This window comes from Kribbella sp. HUAS MG21 (assembly GCF_040254265.1).
Lineage (GTDB): Bacteria > Actinomycetota > Actinomycetes > Propionibacteriales > Kribbellaceae > Kribbella.
The window spans coordinates 4,166,070-4,184,989 of record NZ_CP158165.1 but is presented as its reverse complement, the minus strand read 5'-3'; the positions used below and the strand labels follow the sequence as shown (position 1 = coordinate 4,184,989).

The 18,920-nt window shown below is 69.8% G+C and carries 17 protein-coding genes; 5 read left to right on the top strand and 12 right to left on the bottom strand.

What is annotated here, in order from left to right; genetic code table 11:
• Positions 1-724 precede the first annotated feature (724 nt).
• The 3 genes from ABN611_RS20670 to ABN611_RS20660 are packed head-to-tail and all read right to left on the bottom strand — an operon-like array spanning position 725 to position 5,548.
• Positions 725-3,811, bottom strand: coding sequence for a GH92 family glycosyl hydrolase (locus ABN611_RS20670; protein WP_350281542.1), 3,087 nt, complete (start codon positions 3,809-3,811; stop codon positions 725-727).
• A 16-nt stretch (positions 3,812-3,827) separates the two neighbouring features.
• The gene (locus tag ABN611_RS20665) at positions 3,828-4,721 is read right to left on the bottom strand and encodes an NAD-dependent dehydratase (protein WP_350281541.1); all 894 of its coding nucleotides are present in this window, start codon (positions 4,719-4,721) and stop codon (positions 3,828-3,830) included.
• The gene (locus tag ABN611_RS20660) at positions 4,718-5,548 is read right to left on the bottom strand and encodes a phosphotransferase (RefSeq protein WP_350281540.1); all 831 of its coding nucleotides are present in this window, start codon (positions 5,546-5,548) and stop codon (positions 4,718-4,720) included. The genes ABN611_RS20665 and ABN611_RS20660 overlap by 4 nt, the downstream gene beginning before the upstream one ends.
• Positions 5,549-5,601: 53 nt before the next feature.
• Between ABN611_RS20660 and dapD the strand changes: the two genes are divergently transcribed.
• Together dapD and ABN611_RS20650 are read left to right on the top strand one after the other, a co-directional pair.
• Positions 5,602-6,540, top strand: a complete 939-nt coding sequence (gene dapD, locus ABN611_RS20655) for a 2,3,4,5-tetrahydropyridine-2,6-dicarboxylate N-succinyltransferase (RefSeq protein WP_350281539.1) — start codon at positions 5,602-5,604, stop codon at positions 6,538-6,540.
• Positions 6,541-6,640: 100 nt separating this feature from the next.
• Entirely contained in the window at positions 6,641-7,618 is a 978-nt protein-coding gene (locus ABN611_RS20650) for a hypothetical protein (protein WP_350281538.1), read from the top strand.
• Positions 7,619-7,662: 44 nt separating this feature from the next.
• Here ABN611_RS20650 and fdxA read toward each other — a convergent pair whose 3' ends face one another.
• Entirely contained in the window at positions 7,663-7,989 is a 327-nt protein-coding gene (gene fdxA / locus ABN611_RS20645; protein ID WP_012923087.1) for a ferredoxin, read from the bottom strand.
• A gap of 117 nt (positions 7,990-8,106) precedes the next feature.
• Between fdxA and ABN611_RS20640 the strand changes: the two genes are divergently transcribed.
• Entirely contained in the window at positions 8,107-9,033 is a 927-nt protein-coding gene (locus ABN611_RS20640) for a GNAT family N-acetyltransferase (protein ID WP_350281537.1), read from the top strand.
• Positions 9,034-9,085: 52 nt separating this feature from the next.
• Here the strand turns inward: ABN611_RS20640 and ABN611_RS20635 are convergent, their stop codons facing one another.
• Positions 9,086-9,532, bottom strand: coding sequence for an MFS transporter (locus ABN611_RS20635; protein ID WP_350281536.1), 447 nt, complete (start codon positions 9,530-9,532; stop codon positions 9,086-9,088).
• Positions 9,533-9,584: 52 nt separating this feature from the next.
• On the opposite strand from ABN611_RS20635, the gene ABN611_RS20630 reads away from it, so the two are divergent.
• Complete coding sequence (locus ABN611_RS20630; RefSeq protein WP_350281535.1) at positions 9,585-10,022, top strand: type II toxin-antitoxin system PemK/MazF family toxin; 438 nt, start codon at positions 9,585-9,587, stop codon at positions 10,020-10,022.
• 50 nt (positions 10,023-10,072) lie between these two features.
• Here ABN611_RS20630 and ABN611_RS20625 read toward each other — a convergent pair whose 3' ends face one another.
• Both ABN611_RS20625 and ABN611_RS20620 read right to left on the bottom strand, forming a co-directional pair.
• A complete protein-coding gene (locus ABN611_RS20625; protein WP_350281534.1) occupies positions 10,073-11,845 on the bottom strand; it encodes a VanW family protein in 1,773 nt (590 codons plus the stop codon).
• 112 nt (positions 11,846-11,957) lie between these two features.
• Complete coding sequence (locus ABN611_RS20620) at positions 11,958-12,476, bottom strand: flavin reductase family protein (protein WP_350281533.1); 519 nt, start codon at positions 12,474-12,476, stop codon at positions 11,958-11,960.
• A gap of 102 nt (positions 12,477-12,578) precedes the next feature.
• Here ABN611_RS20620 and ABN611_RS20615 point away from each other — a divergent pair, with 102 nt between their 5' ends.
• Positions 12,579-13,532, top strand: coding sequence for a DMT family transporter (locus ABN611_RS20615; RefSeq protein ID WP_350281532.1), 954 nt, complete (start codon positions 12,579-12,581; stop codon positions 13,530-13,532).
• Here ABN611_RS20615 and mshB read toward each other — a convergent pair.
• The 5 genes from mshB to ABN611_RS20590 all read right to left on the bottom strand — a co-directional run bounded on the left by mshB (position 13,471) and on the right by ABN611_RS20590 (position 18,904).
• Positions 13,471-14,382: an N-acetyl-1-D-myo-inositol-2-amino-2-deoxy-alpha-D-glucopyranoside deacetylase gene (mshB, locus tag ABN611_RS20610; RefSeq protein WP_350281531.1), complete on the bottom strand. Its 912-nt coding sequence runs from the start codon at positions 14,380-14,382 to the stop codon at positions 13,471-13,473. The genes ABN611_RS20615 and mshB overlap by 62 nt on opposite strands.
• Positions 14,383-14,430: 48 nt before the next feature.
• Entirely contained in the window at positions 14,431-14,727 is a 297-nt protein-coding gene (locus tag ABN611_RS20605) for a LuxR C-terminal-related transcriptional regulator (protein WP_350281530.1), read from the bottom strand.
• Positions 14,728-14,889: 162 nt separating this feature from the next.
• Positions 14,890-16,587: an ABC transporter substrate-binding protein gene (locus ABN611_RS20600; protein ID WP_350281529.1), complete on the bottom strand. Its 1,698-nt coding sequence runs from the start codon at positions 16,585-16,587 to the stop codon at positions 14,890-14,892.
• Between the two features lie 186 nt (positions 16,588-16,773).
• Positions 16,774-17,817, bottom strand: a complete 1,044-nt coding sequence (locus ABN611_RS20595; protein WP_350281528.1) for a dipeptide ABC transporter ATP-binding protein — start codon at positions 17,815-17,817, stop codon at positions 16,774-16,776.
• A gap of 16 nt (positions 17,818-17,833) precedes the next feature.
• Positions 17,834-18,904: an ABC transporter ATP-binding protein gene (locus tag ABN611_RS20590; RefSeq protein ID WP_350281527.1), complete on the bottom strand. Its 1,071-nt coding sequence runs from the start codon at positions 18,902-18,904 to the stop codon at positions 17,834-17,836.
• Positions 18,905-18,920: the final 16 nt, after the last annotated feature.

Here is an 18,920-nt window from a genome sequence, read left to right as displayed (position 1 = left end):
GCCGAGTCGTGGCGTTTGGCTCCGGACCCAAACGTCGAGTCGTGGATATCGGTGGGTTCTGACCAGCCGAATGTCACGACTCGGCGACGCAGGCGCAGGCAGGCGAGGCGCCGCAGCCGGTCGGAGGTGGCGGGTGGACGCTGACGAGCGGCCAGCAGGGGGTGGACGTGGGCTTGGACGGATGAACGACACGCGGACGATGTGCGCCCGATGTCCAACCGGCCGTGGTCGATCCGGCCGTGCTCGATCCGGCCGTGGCTGGGGTCACCACTGTCGGTTGTCCGGACGCGCAGCCGCACACAGACAGCCCGCGCCCTCCGGAGTGCAGGGCCGTCGTGTCGTGGCGATCGGCTGTCGGCGCACGCCGAGTCGTGGCGTTTGGCTCCGGACCCAAACGTCGAGTCGTGGATATCGGTGGGTTCTGACCAGCCGAATGTCACGACTCGGCGAAGTAGGCGCAGGCAGGCGAGGCGCCAGGGGCGGGTGTTGGTCAGAGGGGCGGGCGGGGGCGGTGGGGGTTTTCGGTCAGCTCGTTGCCTGGTTCCAGGGGGATGTTGAGGTGGGTGCCTGGCGCGGCGATTGCGTTGACCAGGGCGACGACCGCGGGCTTCGAGAGGCCGGTTCTGATCCAGTACTCGGACCGTGACGTCGCCTCATAGCCGGCAGCCAGTGCGACGCAGAGGCGATCCGCCTCTGCTCGCGTGAGGTCGAGGTACGTCCATCGTCAAACGAGGAGTTCGATTTGGGTGAGGTTGGTGGGGGTGGGGAAGGTTAGGCGGTAGTGCTGGTATTCGCCGGGGTTCTTGATCGTGAAGGGGCGGAGTTGGCGGGGCCAGGGGAAGGATTGGTTGGTGCGTTCGTCGAGGACTGTCCAGGTGGTGCCGTTGGTGGAGGCTTCTAGTTGCCATGCGGTTGGGGCGTCCGCGGTGGATGAGGTGAGGGTGTAGAGGGTGGGGGTTGCGGGGGTGGGGAGGGTCCAGGCGACCGCGCCTTCGATTGTTGCCTCGGTGGCGGAGGTGTCGTCGAAGAGAGGGTTGGTGGGGTCGGTTGGGATCAGGTCAACCAGTGGGCTCGCGACTGCCTCGTCGGTGGTTAGGGCGGGTGGGAGTTCGAGGGTTGCCCAGTCGGAGGGTTCGGCGCCCAGAGTGAAGTCGAGGTGGGTGGCGGTGGTCAGGGTCTCGTGGGTTATGGATGCTACGGGCAACTGTTTGCCGTCGACCTGGACGTCTTGTACGTAAGGGCTTTCGACCCCGGCAGCCGTGATCGTCAACGCGCGCCCGCCCAGCGGTTCGAGCACGACCCGCGGGAACAGCGGGGAGCCGATCGCGTACTCCGGTGCGCCGACGCGGAGCGGGTACAGGCCGAGGGCCGCGAAGAGGTACCACGCCGACATCTCGCCGTTGTCCTCGTCGCCGGGATACCCCTGCCCGATCTGCTCGCCGACGTACAGCCGGTCCAGTACCTCGCGGACGATCGCCTGGGTCTTGTACGGCGTGCCGGCGTAGTTGTACATCCACGCGATGTGGTGCGCGGGCTGGTTGGAGAAGCCGAACTGGCCCATCCGGACGGCCTGGGCCTCGACCATCTCGTGGATGACGATCGAGTACGTGCCCTTCTTCACCGCGAGCTCGGGCGTCGCGAAGAACGCGTCGAGTTTCGCGCCGAGTTCGCGCGGGCCGCCGTACAGGTTGGCCAGGCCGCGCGGGTCGTGGGCGACGTGGAACGCGAAGTTCCAGCCGTCGGTCTCGGTGAAGTCGCCGCCCCACTCCTCCGGGTCGAAGTCGGCGGGCGTCTTGGCGAAGGATCCGTCCGGCCGCCGGCCCTGGAAGAAGTTCACGGACTGGTCGAACAGCAGCACGTAGTTCAGCGACCGCCGGCGCAGGTACTCCGCCTCGTCGAGCAGCTCGGCCCGGCGCTCAGCCGAAACGGAAGGATCGGCCGCGAGCCGGGTCGCCATCGCGGCCAGGCCGAAGTCGTTGAGGTACGCCTCCAGCGACCACGACACGCTCTCCTCGGTGTCGGTGCTCACGTATCCGGCGAAGAACCCGGTCTCGGCGCCCTTCCGCCCGACCTCGGTCGCCTCGGGCGCGACGGTCGCGTTCCGCAGGCCGGCGTCGTACGTCGCCAACGGGTCCGGCAGCGCCACGCCCTTGAGGTACGCGTCGGCGAACGACACGTCCGAGCTCGTCCCCGTCATGCAGTCGGCGTACCCCGGCGAGGACCACCGCGCGATCCACCCGCCGTCGCGGTACTGCTGCACGAACCCGTCGACGAGCTCCGCCGTCAACGTCGGGTAGAACAGCGCGTACGCCGGCCACGCGGTCCGGTACGTGTCCCAGAACCCGCTGTTCACGTACATCTTCCCGGACTTCACGACCGCGTTGGTCTCGCGCGCGGTCGCCGTACCTTCCGTCGGCAGCACCGGGCTCGCATACCGGTACTCCGGGGCATCCGGCGTTCCCGCGTTCTCGAAGTGCGAGTTGGGGTAGAGGTTGAGCCGGTACAGGTTCCCGTAGACGGTCCGCAGCTGCGGCGGCGTCGCGCCCTCGGGGCGGATCACCCGCAGCCGCTCGTTCCAGATCGCGTTCGCGGCGGCCTGGATCTCCTCGAAGCTGCGCCCCTCGAGCTCGAGCGACAGGTTGTGCCGCGCCTGCTCCACGCCGATGAACGACGTCGCGATCCGCAACGTCACCTCGGGTACGTCGAAGCTCGCGGCGCGCGCGTTCGCGCGCCCGCCGCGGGCCGCGCCGAAGGAGGCCGGCGCGGAGAACACGCCGTAGCAGTACATCCGGGTGCGCCCGAACTCGGACCCGTTGTCGACCCAGCCGGTCAGCGCGGTCCCGTCGTACTCGAAGGCGCCGTTCTCGTCGATCGTGTCGAACACCAGGTGCCGGCCGGCCGCATCCTCCGGGAAGGCGAAGCGGAAGATCGCACCGTGGTCGGTTGGCGCCAGCTCGGCGTGGACGCCGTTCGCCAAGCGGACCGCGTAGAGGTCCGGCCGGGCGATCTCGTCGTCGTGGCTGAACGCCGCCGCCCGCTCGGCCGGGTCGCCCAGCGGCTCGGCGGTCGCGACCGGCATGATCGTCAGCTGGTCGCGGTCGCCCATCCACGGGCTCGGCTGGTGCGAGAACGTGAGGCCCTGGAGCTCAGGCCTGTTGTCCGCGTTGTTGGCGCGGTGGTACTCGTACGGCCAGCGGTGCGTCGAGGCGTCGGTGACCGGGGTGAGGAAGTTGAACCCGTTCGGCCAGGCGGTGATCGGCAGTGTGTTGCCGCGGGAGAAGTCGTGGCTGGCGTTGGTCCCGCGGCGCGTGTCGACGTACGCCGCCAGGTCCGAGCCGTCGGGCTCCGGCGGCGCCGGGCCGATCTCGACGTCGTCGATCCAGCCCGCGAACTCGTGGCCCGCGTCCGGTGCGTCCACGACGAGCACGAGCTGCGCGACGGTTCGGCCGGCGGCCGCGGTCAGGTCGATCTGGACGTCGTTCCACTGGTCGGCGTACAGAATCTTCGCGGTCCCCTGCCCTGCCGCGTCGGCCGGCTGACCGTACTGGTCCCGCGCTCCGTCCAGCCGCGTCCCGTCCGCGAACACGACCTCGACGGCCGCGTACGTCGCCGTGTAGGTCAGCTCCGCGTCCAGCTCCGGGTAGATCTTGTACCGCAGCCGGTCCCCCGCCGCGATCAGCCGCTCGTCAGCCGGCAGCGCCACCTCCTGCCGCCCGCCGCTCGTCCCGGAGTACCGCGTCCCGTGGACGCTGCTGAACCCCGCTCGCGGACTCGTCCGCCCACCTGGCCCGTCGCCTGCCTCGATGATCACGGCGCAATCCTACGAATCAATGCGGCGGCTCCGGCGGGATGTTTCCATCCTGGACCCAGGCGACGTAGTCCCGGGCGGTCTCGGCGTCCGGTCGCAGGTGCAGACCAGCCTCCAGAGCCCGGCTGTTGTCCAGCAGGAACGTGCCGTCGTTGGAGCCGTCGTGCGGCAGGTGGAAGCGCTCCACAGCCGGAGACCAGTCCATCGCCGGCGGATCGGGTACGACGGAACGCCAGGCCGCGGCCACCTCCGCCATCGTGCGCGTCGGCCCGACCGCGTTGAACGGGCCGGGGATCCGGTGCACGGTGAGGTGCAGGAGGAAAGCCGCGAGGTCGCGGGCGTCGAGGTACTGGATCGGCTGGTCGGGGCGGGCGTCGCACTCCATCGGGAGCCCACGGGCGAGGGCCTGACCCCAGTTGCCGAAGTCCGGGTTGTACGGACCGGCGACGAAACCCGAACGGACGGCAGCGGTGCGCTCGCCGAAGGTGGCGGTGAGCAACGATTCGCAGCGCACCTTCGACGGTCCGTAAAGGTCCATCGAGAACTGGTCCTCGGGAGCGTCCGCAGGCCAGTCCAGCAGCAAAGCATCTTCAGTCATGCCGACGTCGGTCTTGCTCGCGTACACGGCGATCGAGGACATGTACGTGTAGTGGCCGCAGCGATCGCGGAGCACGTTCGCACTCAGCCCGACATCCCGGACGAGGAACCCGGACATGTCGATCACTCCGTCCCACTCCCCTGAGGTAAGCCCCTCGGGCGCGGACCGGTCGCCGACGATCCGGCGTACGGACGGGAACAGCCCGGGATTCGTCAGGCCGCGGTTGAACAGCGTCACCTCGTGGCCGTCGGCCAGTGCCGCTTCGACGACGTGCCGGCCGAGGTTCTTGGTGCCGCCGAGGACCAGCAGCCTCACGACAGCTGTCCGACGACGTCCGCGAGCTCGGCCAGCAACGGCTCGATCCACTCGTCGGACCCGGGAATCGTCCGCGTCCCCTCCTCGACCACGAACGCCAACGCGAGCAGGCAGAAACACGCCCCGCCGACCAGCACCTGCCGGTCGACGAGGAACGGATCCGCCCCGGCGCTCTCGACGTACCGCGCCACGATCGGCCCGCGGTCGTGGCCGAGGGCAACGGCATCGCGGACCAAGGTGTACAGGTCGCTCAGGTACGGCGCGACGTACCCGAGCGGCCAGTCGACGGCGGTCCACCGGGTGCCGTCGGAGACCAGGTTCTTCGGGACGAAATCACCGTGCACGACCCGCTGCGGCGCCTCCCGGTGTAGTGCGGCGAGCGCCTCGGTCAGCGGCGCGAGATCGAACGCGATCCGCCCGATCCGCCCGGCGAGCTCCTTGACCCGTTCCGGCGGGAAACCGCTCGGCCCGGGCACCTCCCGGCTCCGGATCTCCGCAAGCAGGTCTGCCGCGGCGAGGAACCCGTCCGCCGTCGGCTCCTGCTCCAGCGTCACCCGGCCGACGTCCTCCAGCACCAGTACGCCGTCCGCGCCGTACAGCAGCCGCGGCGCCGGCAGCTCCAGCGGTACGACGTACCGCTCGTAGACGACGTCCTCGCCGGACTGGGTGTCGGTCCCGCGCTTCGCGATCACGCTGCGCAGCCCGTACGACAGCCGCCACACCTCCGACGAGCCCCACTGCCGCAGCAACTCCCCGTGCACCGCGTCCAGGTCCGGCGCCCCGGTCGCCTCCAGCACCACGTCCCCAGGAATCCACGGTGGAAGCATCCGAAAAGTAGACCACGGTGAGTCGCCGGCCGCCGCCGAATTAGGGTGTGGGTATGACGGAGAACGCCACGCACGCCTGGGGCTTCGGCCTCGCCACCGTTACGACCGCCGGCGACGTCCTGGACGTCTGGTACCCGGCGCCCGAGCTCGGGACGCGGCCGGACGACGCCAAGGCCCCGTCCGAACTCGTCGCCGCCGAGGGGAACGACGACCTCCGGCAGGTCCGGCGTGCGGTGGTGGCGACCGAGATCGCGCTCCAGGACGCCCCGAGCGGTACGGCGGACGCGTACCTGCGGCTGCACCTGCTGAGCCACCGCCTCGTCCGCCCGCACGGCGTGAACCTGGACGGCATCTTCGGCGCGCTCCCGAACAACGCCTGGACCTCGCTCGGCCCGGTCCCGGTCGACGAGATCGAGAACGTCCGGCTGCGGGCCCGCGCGGCCGGCCAGCACCTGAGCGTCACCAGCGTGGACAAGTTCCCGCGGATGACCGACTACGTCGTACCGTCCGGCGTCCGGATCGGCGACGCGGACCGCGTCCGGCTCGGCGCGCACCTCGCGTCCGGCACCACCGTGATGCACGAAGGCTTCGTGAACTTCAACGCCGGCACCCTCGGGACCTCGATGGTCGAGGGCCGGATCGTCGCCGGCGTCGTGGTCGACGACGGCAGCGACATCGGCGCCGGCGCCTCGATCATGGGCACACTGTCCGGCGGCGGCAAGCAGGTGATCTCGATCGGCAAGCGCTGCCTGCTCGGCGCGAACGGCGGCACCGGCATCTCGCTCGGCGACGACTGCGTGGTCGAGGCGGGGCTGTACGTGACCGCCGGCACCAAGGTCACGCTCCCGGACGGCAGCGTCGTGAAGGCCCGCGAGCTGTCCGGTCGGCCCGGTCTGCTGTTCATCCGCAACTCGGTCACCGGCGCCGTCGAGGCCCGTCCGCGCACGGGCGAGGGCATCACGCTGAACGAGGCGCTGCACGCGAACGCCTGATCGTCCGAAAGTATGAATTCGGCAACCGGCGCGCGGCCGGGCACGTCAACCTGGTCGTGAGGCAGGAACCCCGACCCCGCCCCCGAACGTTGGGAGCGGTATGCCGATGAAGCGTGGTGCCCTGATCGCCGTGGGCGCCATCGGCGTGCTCAGCCTCGCCGTCGGTGCCGGGATCGCCTGGATCGGCGGCAAGAACATCGGCACGCTGCTGCCGCCGACCGAGCAGTGCACGGCGACCGTGAACGGCCAGGAGGTCGTGCTGGACTTCGAGCAGGCCGAGTCCGCGGCGATCATCGCCGGTGTCGCCGTACGCCGTGGTCTGCCGGCGCGGGCCGCGACGATCGCGCTCGCCACGGCGTACCAGGAATCCGGCCTGCGGAACCTGGCGCACGGCGACCGGGACTCGCTCGGCCTGTTCCAGCAGCGGCCGTCACAGGGCTGGGGTACGCCGCAGCAGGTCCGGGACCCGCACTACGCGGCCGGCAAGTTCTACGACGCGCTGGTGAAGATCCGGAACTACCAGAGCCTCGAGATCACGGTCGCCGCCGACCGGGTGCAGCGCAGCGCGTTCCCGAACGCGTACGCCGACCACGAGGCGGACGCGCGGGTGCTGGCGTCGGCGCTCACCGGGCAGTCGAAGAGTGTCTTCAGCTGCACCGTGAACACCGACGCCGTGCCGCTGGAGACGATGGGGACCAACGGATTGACGCCGCGGGCGGAGGCCGTCCGGAAGGACGTGCTGCGGACCTTCGGGAGGGTCTCGACGGGCGGGTACGCCGCCGGCGGGGTGCGGACCGGGCACATGGAGGGGTCCGCGCACTACGAGGGGCGGGCGGTGGACGTGTTCGTGCGGCCGATCACGGCGGCGAACACCACGCGAGGCTGGGCGATCGCGCAGTACCTGGTCGCCCGGGCGGACCTGCTCAAGATCAGGACCGTCATCTTCAGCGACAAGATCTGGACGGCCGGCGGGCGCTCCGACAGCGGGTGGCGGGACTACACCCCGCCCGACCGCGCCGGCGACCCGAAGATCCTCCGCCACCTCGACCACATCCACGTGGACGTGCTGGAGCAATAAAAGTAGGGCGCCCACCGGACGCCCTACTCCAAGCAGTTGACTGCTTACTCGTCGTGTTCCTGCGGGGGCAGGGCGGCGATGAACGGGTGGTCCTTGTCGATCTTGCCGAGCTTGGACGCGCCGCCCGGCGAACCGAGGTCGTTGAAGAAGTCGACGTTCGCGGTGTAGTAGTCCTTCCACTGCTCCGGGGTGTCGTCCTCGTAGTAGATCGCCTCCACCGGGCAGACCGGCTCGCACGCTCCGCAGTCGACGCACTCGTCGGGGTGGATGTAAAGCATCCGGTTGCCCTCGTAGATGCAGTCGACAGGGCACTCCTCGACACACGCGAGGTCCTTCAGGTCAACACACGGCTGCGCGATGACGTAGGTCACTGCTACTCCTCCTATGGCAGGCAAGCGCAGCGCTGAACTGGGGTGCTGCGATGCGGTGGTGCTAAGTGTCTCTAGTATCACGGTAGTACCTCGCCCACTTTGCCAGGAGTCCGGATCGTGTCAGGCCTGGGTGCCCGTGATATCGGCCACCGTGTCGTCGTCCGGCACCGGATCCCCGGCGGCCTCACAGACCTGATCGGGGTCCTGCAGGCGTGGACCCCCGAGCTGCTCACCGTCCGGCACGCCGACGGCACCGTGCACGAGATCGCCGCCGGCGCCGTGACCGCGGCCAAGCCGATCCCCGAGATGCCGCTCCGGCCGGTCGACGTCGAGCAGCTCTTCCTCACCGCCGCGCTGGGCCGTCCGGCCGTCGAGACGTCGTACGTCGGCCAGTGGTTGCTGCGGGCATCCGCCGGGTGGACCGGCCGCGGCAACTCGCTGCTGCCCGCCGGAGACCCCGGCGTCCCGGTCGCGGACGCCCTGCAGCAGGCCGTCGAGTTCTACAGGCGGCACCAGCTACCTCCTCAGGCGCAGGTCCGCGTCGGCAGCCCAGCTGACGAGGCGATCCGTGCCGCCGGCTGGGTCGACGCGCGCCCGGAGCAGGCCGACGTACTCGTCATGCACACCACGCTGGACCACGCGAACGGCCTGCCCGGGTACGACGTCCAGCTGACCGACCGGCCCGACGACGCGTGGTACGCGGCCGCGTTCGAAGGCGAGGTACCGGAGGTGGCCCCAAAGGTTCTCGAGGACGCTCCGAAGGCCGTGTTCGCGTCGATCACCCTCGACGGCGCCGTGGCCGCCGTCGCGCGCGGCTCGATGACCGGCCACTGGCTGGGCATCGACGCGGTCCAGGTCGACTCGTCCTTCCGCCGCCGCGGACTCGGTACGGCGATCGTCCAGGGCCTCACCCGCTGGGCAGGCCCCCAGGGCGGCCGCCGCACGTACCTCGAGGTGGTACTGGACAACGCCCCCGCGATGGCGACGTACACCCGCCTGGGCTTCCGCGAGGCGTACCGGTACCGCTACCTGACCAGCCGGTGAGCCGCGGCGGCACCGACCAGCGTCAGTACGACGAAACCGGCCAGAACCACGCCTAGCGCGCGGGCAGGGTCCACGGCGAGCGCGGCGTAGCTGGAGCCCGCCAGAGCGACGCCGAGAGCCCCGGAGAGCTGCGCGTTCGGGCGGCTGTGCGTCGTTCGCCGTACTCGAAGAGCACGAGGGCCGGGATGCTGAGCAGGAGGCACAGCCAGGACCAGGTGGGCCAGCCGCGTTCGGAGCCGAGCAGGAGCGGGAGGACGACGAGCAACTGGCCCGCGACGGCGCCGCCGCTGAGCGCGATCGAGAAGTAGCCGAGGGCCTTGAGGCGGTCCGGCCCCTCGAAGTGCAGCTGAATGCCGCTGAGGACCTGCGGGACCATCAGCGCGGCCCCGGCGCCCTGGACGAAGCGCGCGACGACGAGCGTGCCGGTGTCCGGCGCCAGGCCGCACGCGAGCGAGGCCGCGGTGAAGACGGTGAGGCCCAGCAGGACGGCGACCGCCACCGGTGGAACGGTGTGAGCCGGCTGAGATGTGAGGAGGCTAGGCTCCGGTGGCATGGCGGATCACGTGGTCGAGCGGCCGGAGTACGCGGGGGACTTCGAGGGGACGGTGCGCGTCGAGTACGCGCCGCATCCCGACGACGGGGTGGCGGATCCCGGGGAGATCGTCTGGACCTGGGTGCCGTTCGAGGAGGACCACAGCCGGGGCAAGGACCGGCCGGTGCTGGTCGTCGGCTGGGACGAGCCCTATCTGCTGGCGCTGATCCTGACCAGCAAGGACCACGACCGGGACGCCGCCGACGAGGCGCGCTGGGGCCGGGTCTGGCTGGACATCGGCAGCGGGGCCTGGGACCGCGACAACCGGCCCAGTGAGGTCCGCCTGGACCGGGTACTGCGGATCGACCCGCACGAGGTCCGCCGCGAAGGCGCGGTGATCGACGAGACCCGCTTCAACCAGGTGGCGGACGGTCTCCACAACCTCCACCACGGCTGATCACCCGCGGAGGCAGCACCCGCAGCTGCTGCCCCGCGCGGGAACCTGGCTCAGCGCCCCGGGCGGGTGGCTGACGTCGCGCGGCCGGGCGGCGTCGTGGCCCCGCCCGGCGGGGGCGTCACCGTCGTGCCCGGCTTCGGGCCGCAGCGGATGTCGTCGGCCGCGTTGTACTTGGTCGTGAACGACTCGGTCTTCTGCCGGACGCCGTTCTTCGCGAAGTACCGGTAGACGGTGATGTCGAAGCCCGCGGTCGGCGCCTGCGGCTCGCAGGGCTTGGCGGGGTTGTACACCACCTTCGGCTGCCGGAAGTTCGTCTTCGGCGACGCCCCGGCGGTGACCTCGGCGAACTTCGTGCCCCAGATGACCACCCGGATGCTGCCCTGGTTGCCCGGCGTCGACGCCTTGAAGATCGTCTGCACCAGCAGCCCGTGCCCGGAGTCGTTGAGGAACTTCAGGTCCACCGACGGCCAGGCCACGGTCGCCTCGCGGCCGACCGGGTACCGCGAGATGTACACGCTGTGCGCCTTGTGCGCGACGATCTTCAGCCCGGCGAAGAACGCCGCGTTGAAGGTCGTGGTCGCCGACTGCGAGACACCGCCGCCGAAGTCCTTCTCGAACTTCCCGCCGCTGATGATGTAGCCCTCGGCGAACCCGTTCTCCTTGGTCCGCTCGCCGACCACCTTGTTCAGGCTGAACTCCTCGTTCGGCTTCAGCAGCGTGCCGTTGATCTTCCGGGCGGCCGTGCCGATGTTGGTGTTGCGGTACGGCGCGTGCGGGAACTGGGTCGTGAAGTCGCCGATCTTCTCCTTGATCCCGAGCGCGGCCGCCTGCTCGGTGGTGAACTTCGCCTTGGTCGGAGTCAGCGGTACGGCGGCCCGCCGTTCGCCGGTCGGCTTCGGCAGCACCGACAGGATCGCGGCGCCGATCTTGGTCCGGTCGACGACCATGCCGTCGACGGCCGGCACCACCTTCGGGCCGGCGCCGGACAGCTGCACCGTCGCGTCCTTCGGCAGCGTCTCCAGGGCCTTGAACCGCTCCTGGAACAGCGGCTCCAGCTTCTTCGCGTTCAGCGCCGGGATGACCTTGCCCTCCTGGACGCTCAGCGACAGCGCCGGGGCGAGCTCGGACGGCTCCAGGTCGACCGACTTCGAGCCGACGCTCAGCCGGATCGGCCCGGACATCGCGGGCTCCGCGAAGTCCTGCATCGCCTTGTCGATCGCGTCCGACCCGGCCTGCGGCTTCGTCACGCCGACCGGCAGGTCCTTCGGCTTCCCGTCCGACGGGTACGCCGCCCGCACGGTCCCCGGCGCCTTCGCGGTGTCCAGCTCGAGGCCCTCGGCCGGCTCGTGCTTGACCGGCTTGGTGCCCTGGAAGGTGATCGTGCCCTCGGTCGCCTTGCGGTTCACCTGGCCGGCCAGCTTCTCGACGGCGGCCTTCAGCTTCGCGTCGTCCTGGGTGATCACCGGCTCGACCGCCTCGCCGCCGGTGAGCGCACGCCAGATCCGGCCCGGCGCCAGGCTGCGGCCCGCGCCGGCCTGGTCGACGGTCTTCTCGACGTCGACCGACAGCCCGGCCTCGGCCGGCACCACCTGGAACTTCGACCCACCCGCCTGGAGCACGATCGGCGCGTTCGCCCGCTCCTGGAGGCCGGCGGCCAGCTTGGTCTTGGCGTCGTCCGTGGAGAGGCCGCCGAGCGGAATCCCGAGCACGGTCGTGTCCCCGGGGACCTTGTCACCGGCGAATGCGAACGCGGCGCCGTACCCGACGACGATCACACCGAGTCCCGCGGCGGCGATGATCCCCGCGAGCTGCTTTCTCCCCACCGGACAGCTTCCTCCCGCTCGAGCCTTGGTCAGGGCACAAGCGCACATCCTACGGGACGTTGCGGACCGTTCCAGCCCTCGGGGCTGCCCCGCCCTGCCCCGCGATGCACGCTCAGTCGCCGGGCAGTTCCCGGTAGTGACGGGCGTAGTAGATCAGCGCTCCGGGGTCGTCCGCCGCGCCGGTTCCGAGACTCAGCACCTCACCCACCACGATCGTGTGGTCGCCCCCGTCGTACGTCGCCCAGGTCCGGCACTCGAGCCAGGACAGCGCGCCGTCGATCGTGAGGCACCCGGTCTTCGGGCCGGCCGTCGTACCGATGCCGTCGAACTGGGTGTAGAGGTCGCGCCCGGACCGGGCGAACCGGTCGGCGATCGGCTGTTGCGCCCCGGACAGCACCGACACCGCCCAGTACCCGCAGTCGAGGACCGCGGCGTGCATCCGGACGCCCTTGTCGACGCAGACCAGCACCAGCGGCGGGTCGAGCGAGACCGAGGTGAACGCGTTCGCGGTCATCGCGTGCGCGACGCCGTCCTGGAGCGTGCTCATGATCGTGATCCCGGACGCGAACCGGCCCAGCGCCGCACGGAACTCCGCGGGCGCGACACTCCCACCGGGCTCCGACGCGGACACCCCAGCAGGTTATGCCCGCCGGCAGGTTGATGCCTCAACCCGGGGTGTGGGACCTGTCACGCCGCCCGCATCGGTACGCCGGGCCTGGGTACCGGAGAGGCGATGGTTCGTGACCGGCAGGGCATCCGGCACCGGGCGGGCCCCGCGGTTCGGCTCGGTGCCGGAGCACTGTTCGTCTCGGTGTCGTCGGTCCTGATCGACCTGGCCGGTACGTCGCCGGGAACCGCCAGCTTCTACCGCTGTGTGCTCGCCCTCCCGCTGCTCGCCGCAGCCGCGGAGTTCGAGCGGCGCCGGCACCGCGCGCCCGGGCGCAACGAGCTGCTGCTGGGCGTGCTCGGCGGCGCGTTCTTCGCGGGCGACATGCTGCTCTGGACGCGCGCGATCGACGAGGTCGGCGCCGGCCTGTCGACCGTCGTGGTCAACGTCCAGGTGATCGGCGTACCGCTGCTGGCCTGGGCCATCGACCGGGAGACGGTCCCGTGGCGGTTCGTCGCCTGGGTGCCGGTGATGATCCTCGGCGTCGCGCTGACCGCCGGTCTGGTGGACGGGGGCGCGGCCGGTACGGATCCGGTCTGGGGGACGATCCACGCCGTCCTGGCCGCCGCCTGCTACTCGGTCTTCTTGTACCTGCTGCGGCGCACGGGCCTGGGCGGACGTCCGATCCAGAACTACTTCGCCGTGATCGCGTCGGCCGGGGTGGTGTCGCTGGTCGCCGGCTGGTGGTGGCACGGCGTCGACCTCACACCGGGGCTGCGGGTGATCGGCTGGCTGATCGGCGTCGCCGTCGCCGGCACCGTGATCGGCTGGCTGCTGGTCGCGACGTACTCCCCGCGGTTGCCCAGCCACGTCGGAGCGGCGCTGCTGATGCTGACACCGGTCGGCGCGCTCGCGCTCAGCGCTGTCGTGCTGGGCGAGCGGCCGACCGTGCCGCAGCTGATCGGGGCGGTGCTGATCCTGGCCGGCGCCTACTTCTCCGGCAACCGGCTCGCGGGGCTCAGAGACCGGCGAACAGGTCGTGCTCCAGGCCGTCAGGACCCGGCGCCGCGGTCCCCTTGACCAGCCGGTACGGCTCCGAGGCCCACACCTGGTTGCCGTTGTTGTTCGACAGCGCGAAGAACGGGCCGTCGACGGTGATCTGGGTGGCGTGCGCCTTCATCGCGTTCATCTTCCGGTCGATGAACTCCTCGCCGTCGATCACGCAGTCGATCAGCCGGTCCGGGGTGATCATCGGCGGCATCGGGCCGTCCGGGTCCATCCCCTCGAACGTCGTGGTGTCACCGGCGTCCCGGAGCGCCCGGAGCTGCTCGCGCATCCGGGACTCGGCCATCGCGGTCCAGTAGATCTTCGGGATGTCCCAGGCCGGGCCGAGGTCCTCACGGTACGACCGGGCGGCGGCCAGCGCGGCGCCGTACATCGCGACCCGGTGCGCCTTGATGTGGTCGGGGTGGCCGTAGTTGCCCCACTCGTCATAGGTCACCAGGACCTGCGGGCGGAGCTCGCGGATCACCGGGACCAGGTCGTTCGCCGCGGCGACCAGGTCGGCCTGCCAGAAGCTGTCCTTGCGGGTCTCCGGCGGGACGTCGGCGTTGCCCTCCTCGTTGTAGATCATCCCGGTGTCGCGGTACTTGCCCGGGCCGCCGAGGAAGCGGTGGTCGGTGACGCCGAGCTCGGCCATCGCGTTCGCGAGCTCGCCGATCCGGTGCTCGCCGAGGCCGTCGTCCTGGTCGGAGGCCAGGTGCGCGAGCTCGGGGACGAGCACCTCGCCCTCCTCGCCGAGGGTGCAGGTGATCAGCGTGACGTGCGCTCCCTCGGCCACGTACCGCGCCATCGTCACACCGTTGTTGATGGTTTCGTCGTCCGGGTGGGCGTGCACCAGCAGCAGCCGGCGCTCAGCAAGCTCAACCATGCCGAAAGCCTACGTCGGCCCACGGACAGTTCCAGCCGGCCGCGGATCTCAGCCGAACCGGCGGACCAGCAGGCAGCCGGCCTGGAACCGCGACTTCGCGCCCAGCCCGGCGATCAACGCGCTGATCTCGGCGCGGATCGTGCGCAGCGACAGCCCCAGCTCGTGCGCGATCGCGGCGTCCTTCGCGCCGGTCGCCAGCATCCGGCCGATGGTCACCTGACGGCTGGTCAGCTCCCGCACCGCCGCCGGGGCCTTGCGGCGCGACCCGAGCTCGTAGACCTCGCAGACCACGTCCGCCGCGAGCTCGTCCCTCGTCACCACCGGAACCGTCGGGTACACCGACATACGTCACTCCTCCCCAAGAGATCAGGAAAGGATTCTCGTCCGCGGCCGGGAGCGGGTGCCAGGTACAACCCGTACAACGGGCCCATACAGTCACCGAGGGCCCACGGACAGCACGGAGGGCGGTGCCGGCCGGCACCGCCCTCCGCGTTCCGTGCGCTGCGATCAGCTCACTTTCTTGACACCGATCTGGGTCAGGTCAGGCAGACCACCGGTGTTCGGGTCGGCCACGACGTTGTCGAGGTTCGAGCCCACCACGTACACGTTGAGGTCCTGGACCGTCGGCACCAGCGGGGCCGTCTTCATGATCTCGACGTACAGGTCGGACAGACCGGACTCGATCTTGCCCTTGTCGGTCTCCTTGGCCAGCTCGGCCATCTTGTCCCAGCCGGCCTGGCTGCGGCCGTAGTTGTTCTGCGCGGCCTTGTTCGGCGCGGTCGTGTCGGGTCCGAGGACCGACGGCACGATCGTCGTCAGGCTCGCCCAGTCGTAGCACCAGCCGGCGGTGATCAGGTCCGCCGCCGAGGAGTCCTGCTGCTGGGTCGAGTAGTAGTTGTCACCCGGGATCTTCTGGATGTCGACGTTGATCCCGACGGCCTTCCAGGACGCCTGGGCGGCCTCGGCGGCCTTCACGGCCAGACCGGAGTCGGCCGTCGACAGGACGAGCTTCTCGCCCTTGTAGCCCGCCTCGGTGAGCAGCTGCTTGGCCTTGGCCTGGTCGCCCTCGGCCGGAGCCTTGAAGTGCTCCTCCGCCTTGTAGCCCTCCATGTCCTGCGGAATGATCGAGTCGACCACCGCCGCGAGCTGCTCGCCACCGCGGCCGTCGCGGTAGCTGTTCCGGTCGAGGCCGTAGTACAGCGCCTCGCGCAGCTTCTGGTTCTTCAGCAGCGGCTTCTGCTGGTTGAACGCGATGTAGCGGCGGCAGATGTCGGTGCCCTTGACCACGCGGTCCTTGACACTCGCCTGGTTGGTCTTGGCGATGTTCTCCGGCTGCACACCGGCGAAGCTCAGCGAGCTCTGGTCCGCGGTGCCGTTCGCGATCAGCCGCTGGTCGACCGTCGCCTCGGCGTCACCGAACTTGAAGACGAACTTGTCCGGCAGCGCGTTGCGCAGCGGGTCGGTCTTCTGGTCCCAGTGCTCGTTGCGGACCAGGGTGAGCGACTTCTTGCGGGTGTAGGACTCGATCTTGTACGGACCCGAGGAGACCGGGTGGTTGTCGTACTTGGTCCGGGTGTCCTTCGCCTTCGGCACCGGCGAGAAGACCTTCATGCTCGCCGTGCCGTCGAACGACGCCACCGCGCGGTTCAGCTTGAAGACGATCGTCTTCTCGTCCGGGACCTCGATCGCGGTGCAGCCCTTGCCGCCGTTGTTGTTCGCGACGTACGGGCCCTTGTAGCCCGGGCAGTCGAGGTACTCGTGCGCGTACGGCGCACCCTCGGCCATGTCGGCGGCGAACGAGCGCTCGGCGTTGTACTTGATGTCGGCGGCCACGATCGGCGTGCCGTCCTCGTACTTGAGGCCGTCCTTCAGCTTGAAGGTCCAGGTCTTGAAGTCCGGGCTGGACTCGTAGCTCTCGGCGAGGTCCTTCTCCAGGACGATCTTCTTCGCCTTGGCGTCGTACCGGTAGTCGGTCAGCGTGCGGCCGATCAGCTTGCCGATCATCTGCGAATCGGTGACGAAGTTTCGTGCCGGGTCGAGGTGCTCCACGTCGCTGACGTGGTAGACGGTGACGGTGCCCCCCTTGGCACCGGCCGTAGCCTGCCCGCTCGGCGTTTCACTGTCTCCCCCGCCGCAGGCAACCGCGGACAGGCTCAGACCGAACCCCACGGCGATCGCCACTCCGGTTCGTTTGAGGTGATCCATGGCCAGTGTTTCCTTCCTTGTGTTGACACTTGTCGCCGGGTCGCGGCGGCGCGAAGAAAGTGATCTTCGTGATGTCGCGCACATCAACTCACGAGTTCACAAAGTGCGCAATGCGGATTCGGCCGGTTGACCGGATCGTGACCGCTTCCATGCCGACGATTGACCCGGAAAAGCACTGCGTAGTCGTCAGATCACATCCCGTTCCTCCGGGAAGTGACAGGCGGCCTGGTGGCCGGGGGCACCGATCTGCACCAGCGGCGGTTCCTCGGCGGCGCAGATCTCCTGCGCCTTCCAGCACCGGGTGCGGAACCGGCACCCGGACGGCGGATTCAAGGGGCTCGGCACGTCGCCGGTCAGCCGGATCCGTTCCCGCTGCCCCTCGGCGTCGGGATCGGCCTCCGGGACCGCGGACAGCAACGCGTGCGTGTACGGGTGCCGGGCGTGGTTGTAGAGCTCGTCGCGGGTGGCGGTCTCGACCACCTTGCCCAGGTACATCACCGCGACCCGGTCGGAGATGTGCCGGATCACCGACAGGTCGTGGGCGATGAACAGGTAGGCGAGGTCGAACTCCTCCTGCAGGTCCTCCAGCAGGTTCACGATCTGCGCCTGGATCGAGACGTCCAGCGCCGAGACCGGCTCGTCGCAGACGATCAGCTTCGGCCGCAGCGCGAGCGCCCGGGCGACGCCGATCCGCTGCCGCTGGCCGCCGGAGAACTCGTGCGGGTAGCGGTTGTAGTGCTCGGGGTTCAGCCCGACCCGCTCCATCAGCTCCTGCACGGTCTTCTTGGTCCCGCCGGCGCTCTTCACCTTCTGGATGTCGTACGGCGCCGAGATGATCGCGCCGACCGTCTGCCGGGGGTTCAGCGACGAGAACGGGTCCTGGAAGATCATCTGGATGTCCCGCCGGAACGGCCGCATCCGCTGCCGGCTCAGGTGCGTGATGTCCGAGCCCTGGAAGGTGATCGTGCCGCCGGTCGGCTCGTCCAGCCGGGTCACCAGCCGGCCCGTCGTGGTCTTCCCGCAGCCGGACTCGCCGACCACGCCGAGCGTCTCGCCGGCGTGGATGCGCAGGTCGATGCCGTCGACCGCCTTCACCGCGCCGGTCTGCTTCTGCAGGATGATCCCGCGGGTGACCGGGAAATAGCGTTTCAGCCCCTGGGTCTCGAGCAGCAGCTCACCGCGCGCGGGCTGCTTCCCGGTCGCCTGCTCGGGCGATGTCGTAGTACTCACCAGCACTCCTCGGGCATCACAGGCTCGGCTTGACCTGGTCGGCGAACAGTCGGCGGCGCTGCTCGGAGTCGATGTGGCAGCGCACGTGGTGACCTTCGTGGCCGATCTGCAGCAGCTCCGGCAGTTCCGCGACGCACGAATGCCCCTCGACGTGCTGCTGGTAGTCGCAGCGCGGCTGGAACGGGCAGCCCTTCGGCAGGTTGATCAACGACGGCGGCGTACCGCGGATCGACTTGAGCCGCCCGTCGCCGGAGCGGTTCACCCGCGGGATCGAGCCGAGCAGACCCCAGGTGTAGGGCATCTCGGGGCGGTAGAAGATGTCCCGGACATTCGCCGACTCGACCACCCGGCCGCCGTACATCACGACCACGTTCTCGGTCATCTTGGCGACCACGCCGAGGTCGTGGGTGATCAGGATGATCGCGGAGTTGAACTCCTTCTGCAGGTCCTTCATCAGGTCCAGGATCTGCGCCTGGACGGTGACGTCCAGCGCGGTGGTCGGCTCGTCGGCGATCAGCAGCGACGGGTCGCACATCAGCGCCATCGCGATCATCGCGCGCTGCCGCATACCGCCGGAGAACTGGTGCGGGTAGTCGAAGAACCGCTTGTCCGGCGACGGGATGCCGACCCGGTCGAGCAGCTCGATCGCGCGCTTGCGGGCGACCGCCTTCGGGGCGTCGTTGTGCACCAGGTAGGCCTCGGTCAGCTGGTCGCCGACCCGGTAGAACGGGTGCATCGCGGACAGCGGGTCCTGGAAGATCATCGCGACCTTCCGGCCGCGCAGGGTCCGGATCTCCGGCACCGACATCGACACCAGTTCGGCGCCGTCCAGCCAGATCTCGCCGGTCACCTGCGCCCGGCTGCCCTTGTGCAGGCCCATGATCGCCAGGCTGGACACGCTCTTGCCGGAGCCGGACTCGCCGACGATGCCGAGCGTCTTGCCGCGCTCCAGCGTGAAGTTCAGGCCGTTGACGGCCTTCACCAGGCCGTCGTCGGTCGGGAAGTGCACCTGCAGGTCCTTGACCTCCAGGAACGGCCGGCCGGCGCGGCTGTCCGCCGGCGTCGTACTGGTCACGGATTCGGTCACCAGGTCACCTCACCTG

What these genes read in the sequence shown, in the direction of transcription:
- mshB (WP_350281531.1), bottom strand. Translation starts at nt 14,382, where the DNA reads ATGGTTGAGCTTGCTGAGCGCCGGCTGCTGCTGGTGCACGCCCACCCG.
- ABN611_RS20600 (WP_350281529.1), bottom strand. Translation starts at nt 16,587, where the DNA reads ATGGATCACCTCAAACGAACCGGAGTGGCGATCGCCGTGGGGTTCGGT.
- ABN611_RS20605 (WP_350281530.1), bottom strand. Translation starts at nt 14,727, where the DNA reads ATGTCGGTGTACCCGACGGTTCCGGTGGTGACGAGGGACGAGCTCGCG.
- ABN611_RS20660 (WP_350281540.1), bottom strand. Translation starts at nt 5,548, where the DNA reads ATGCTTCCACCGTGGATTCCTGGGGACGTGGTGCTGGAGGCGACCGGG.
- ABN611_RS20615 (WP_350281532.1), top strand. Translation starts at nt 12,579, where the DNA reads ATGGTTCGTGACCGGCAGGGCATCCGGCACCGGGCGGGCCCCGCGGTT.
- ABN611_RS20630 (WP_350281535.1), top strand. Translation starts at nt 9,585, where the DNA reads ATGGCGGATCACGTGGTCGAGCGGCCGGAGTACGCGGGGGACTTCGAG.
- ABN611_RS20650 (WP_350281538.1), top strand. Translation starts at nt 6,641, where the DNA reads ATGCCGATGAAGCGTGGTGCCCTGATCGCCGTGGGCGCCATCGGCGTG.
- dapD (WP_350281539.1), top strand. Translation starts at nt 5,602, where the DNA reads ATGACGGAGAACGCCACGCACGCCTGGGGCTTCGGCCTCGCCACCGTT.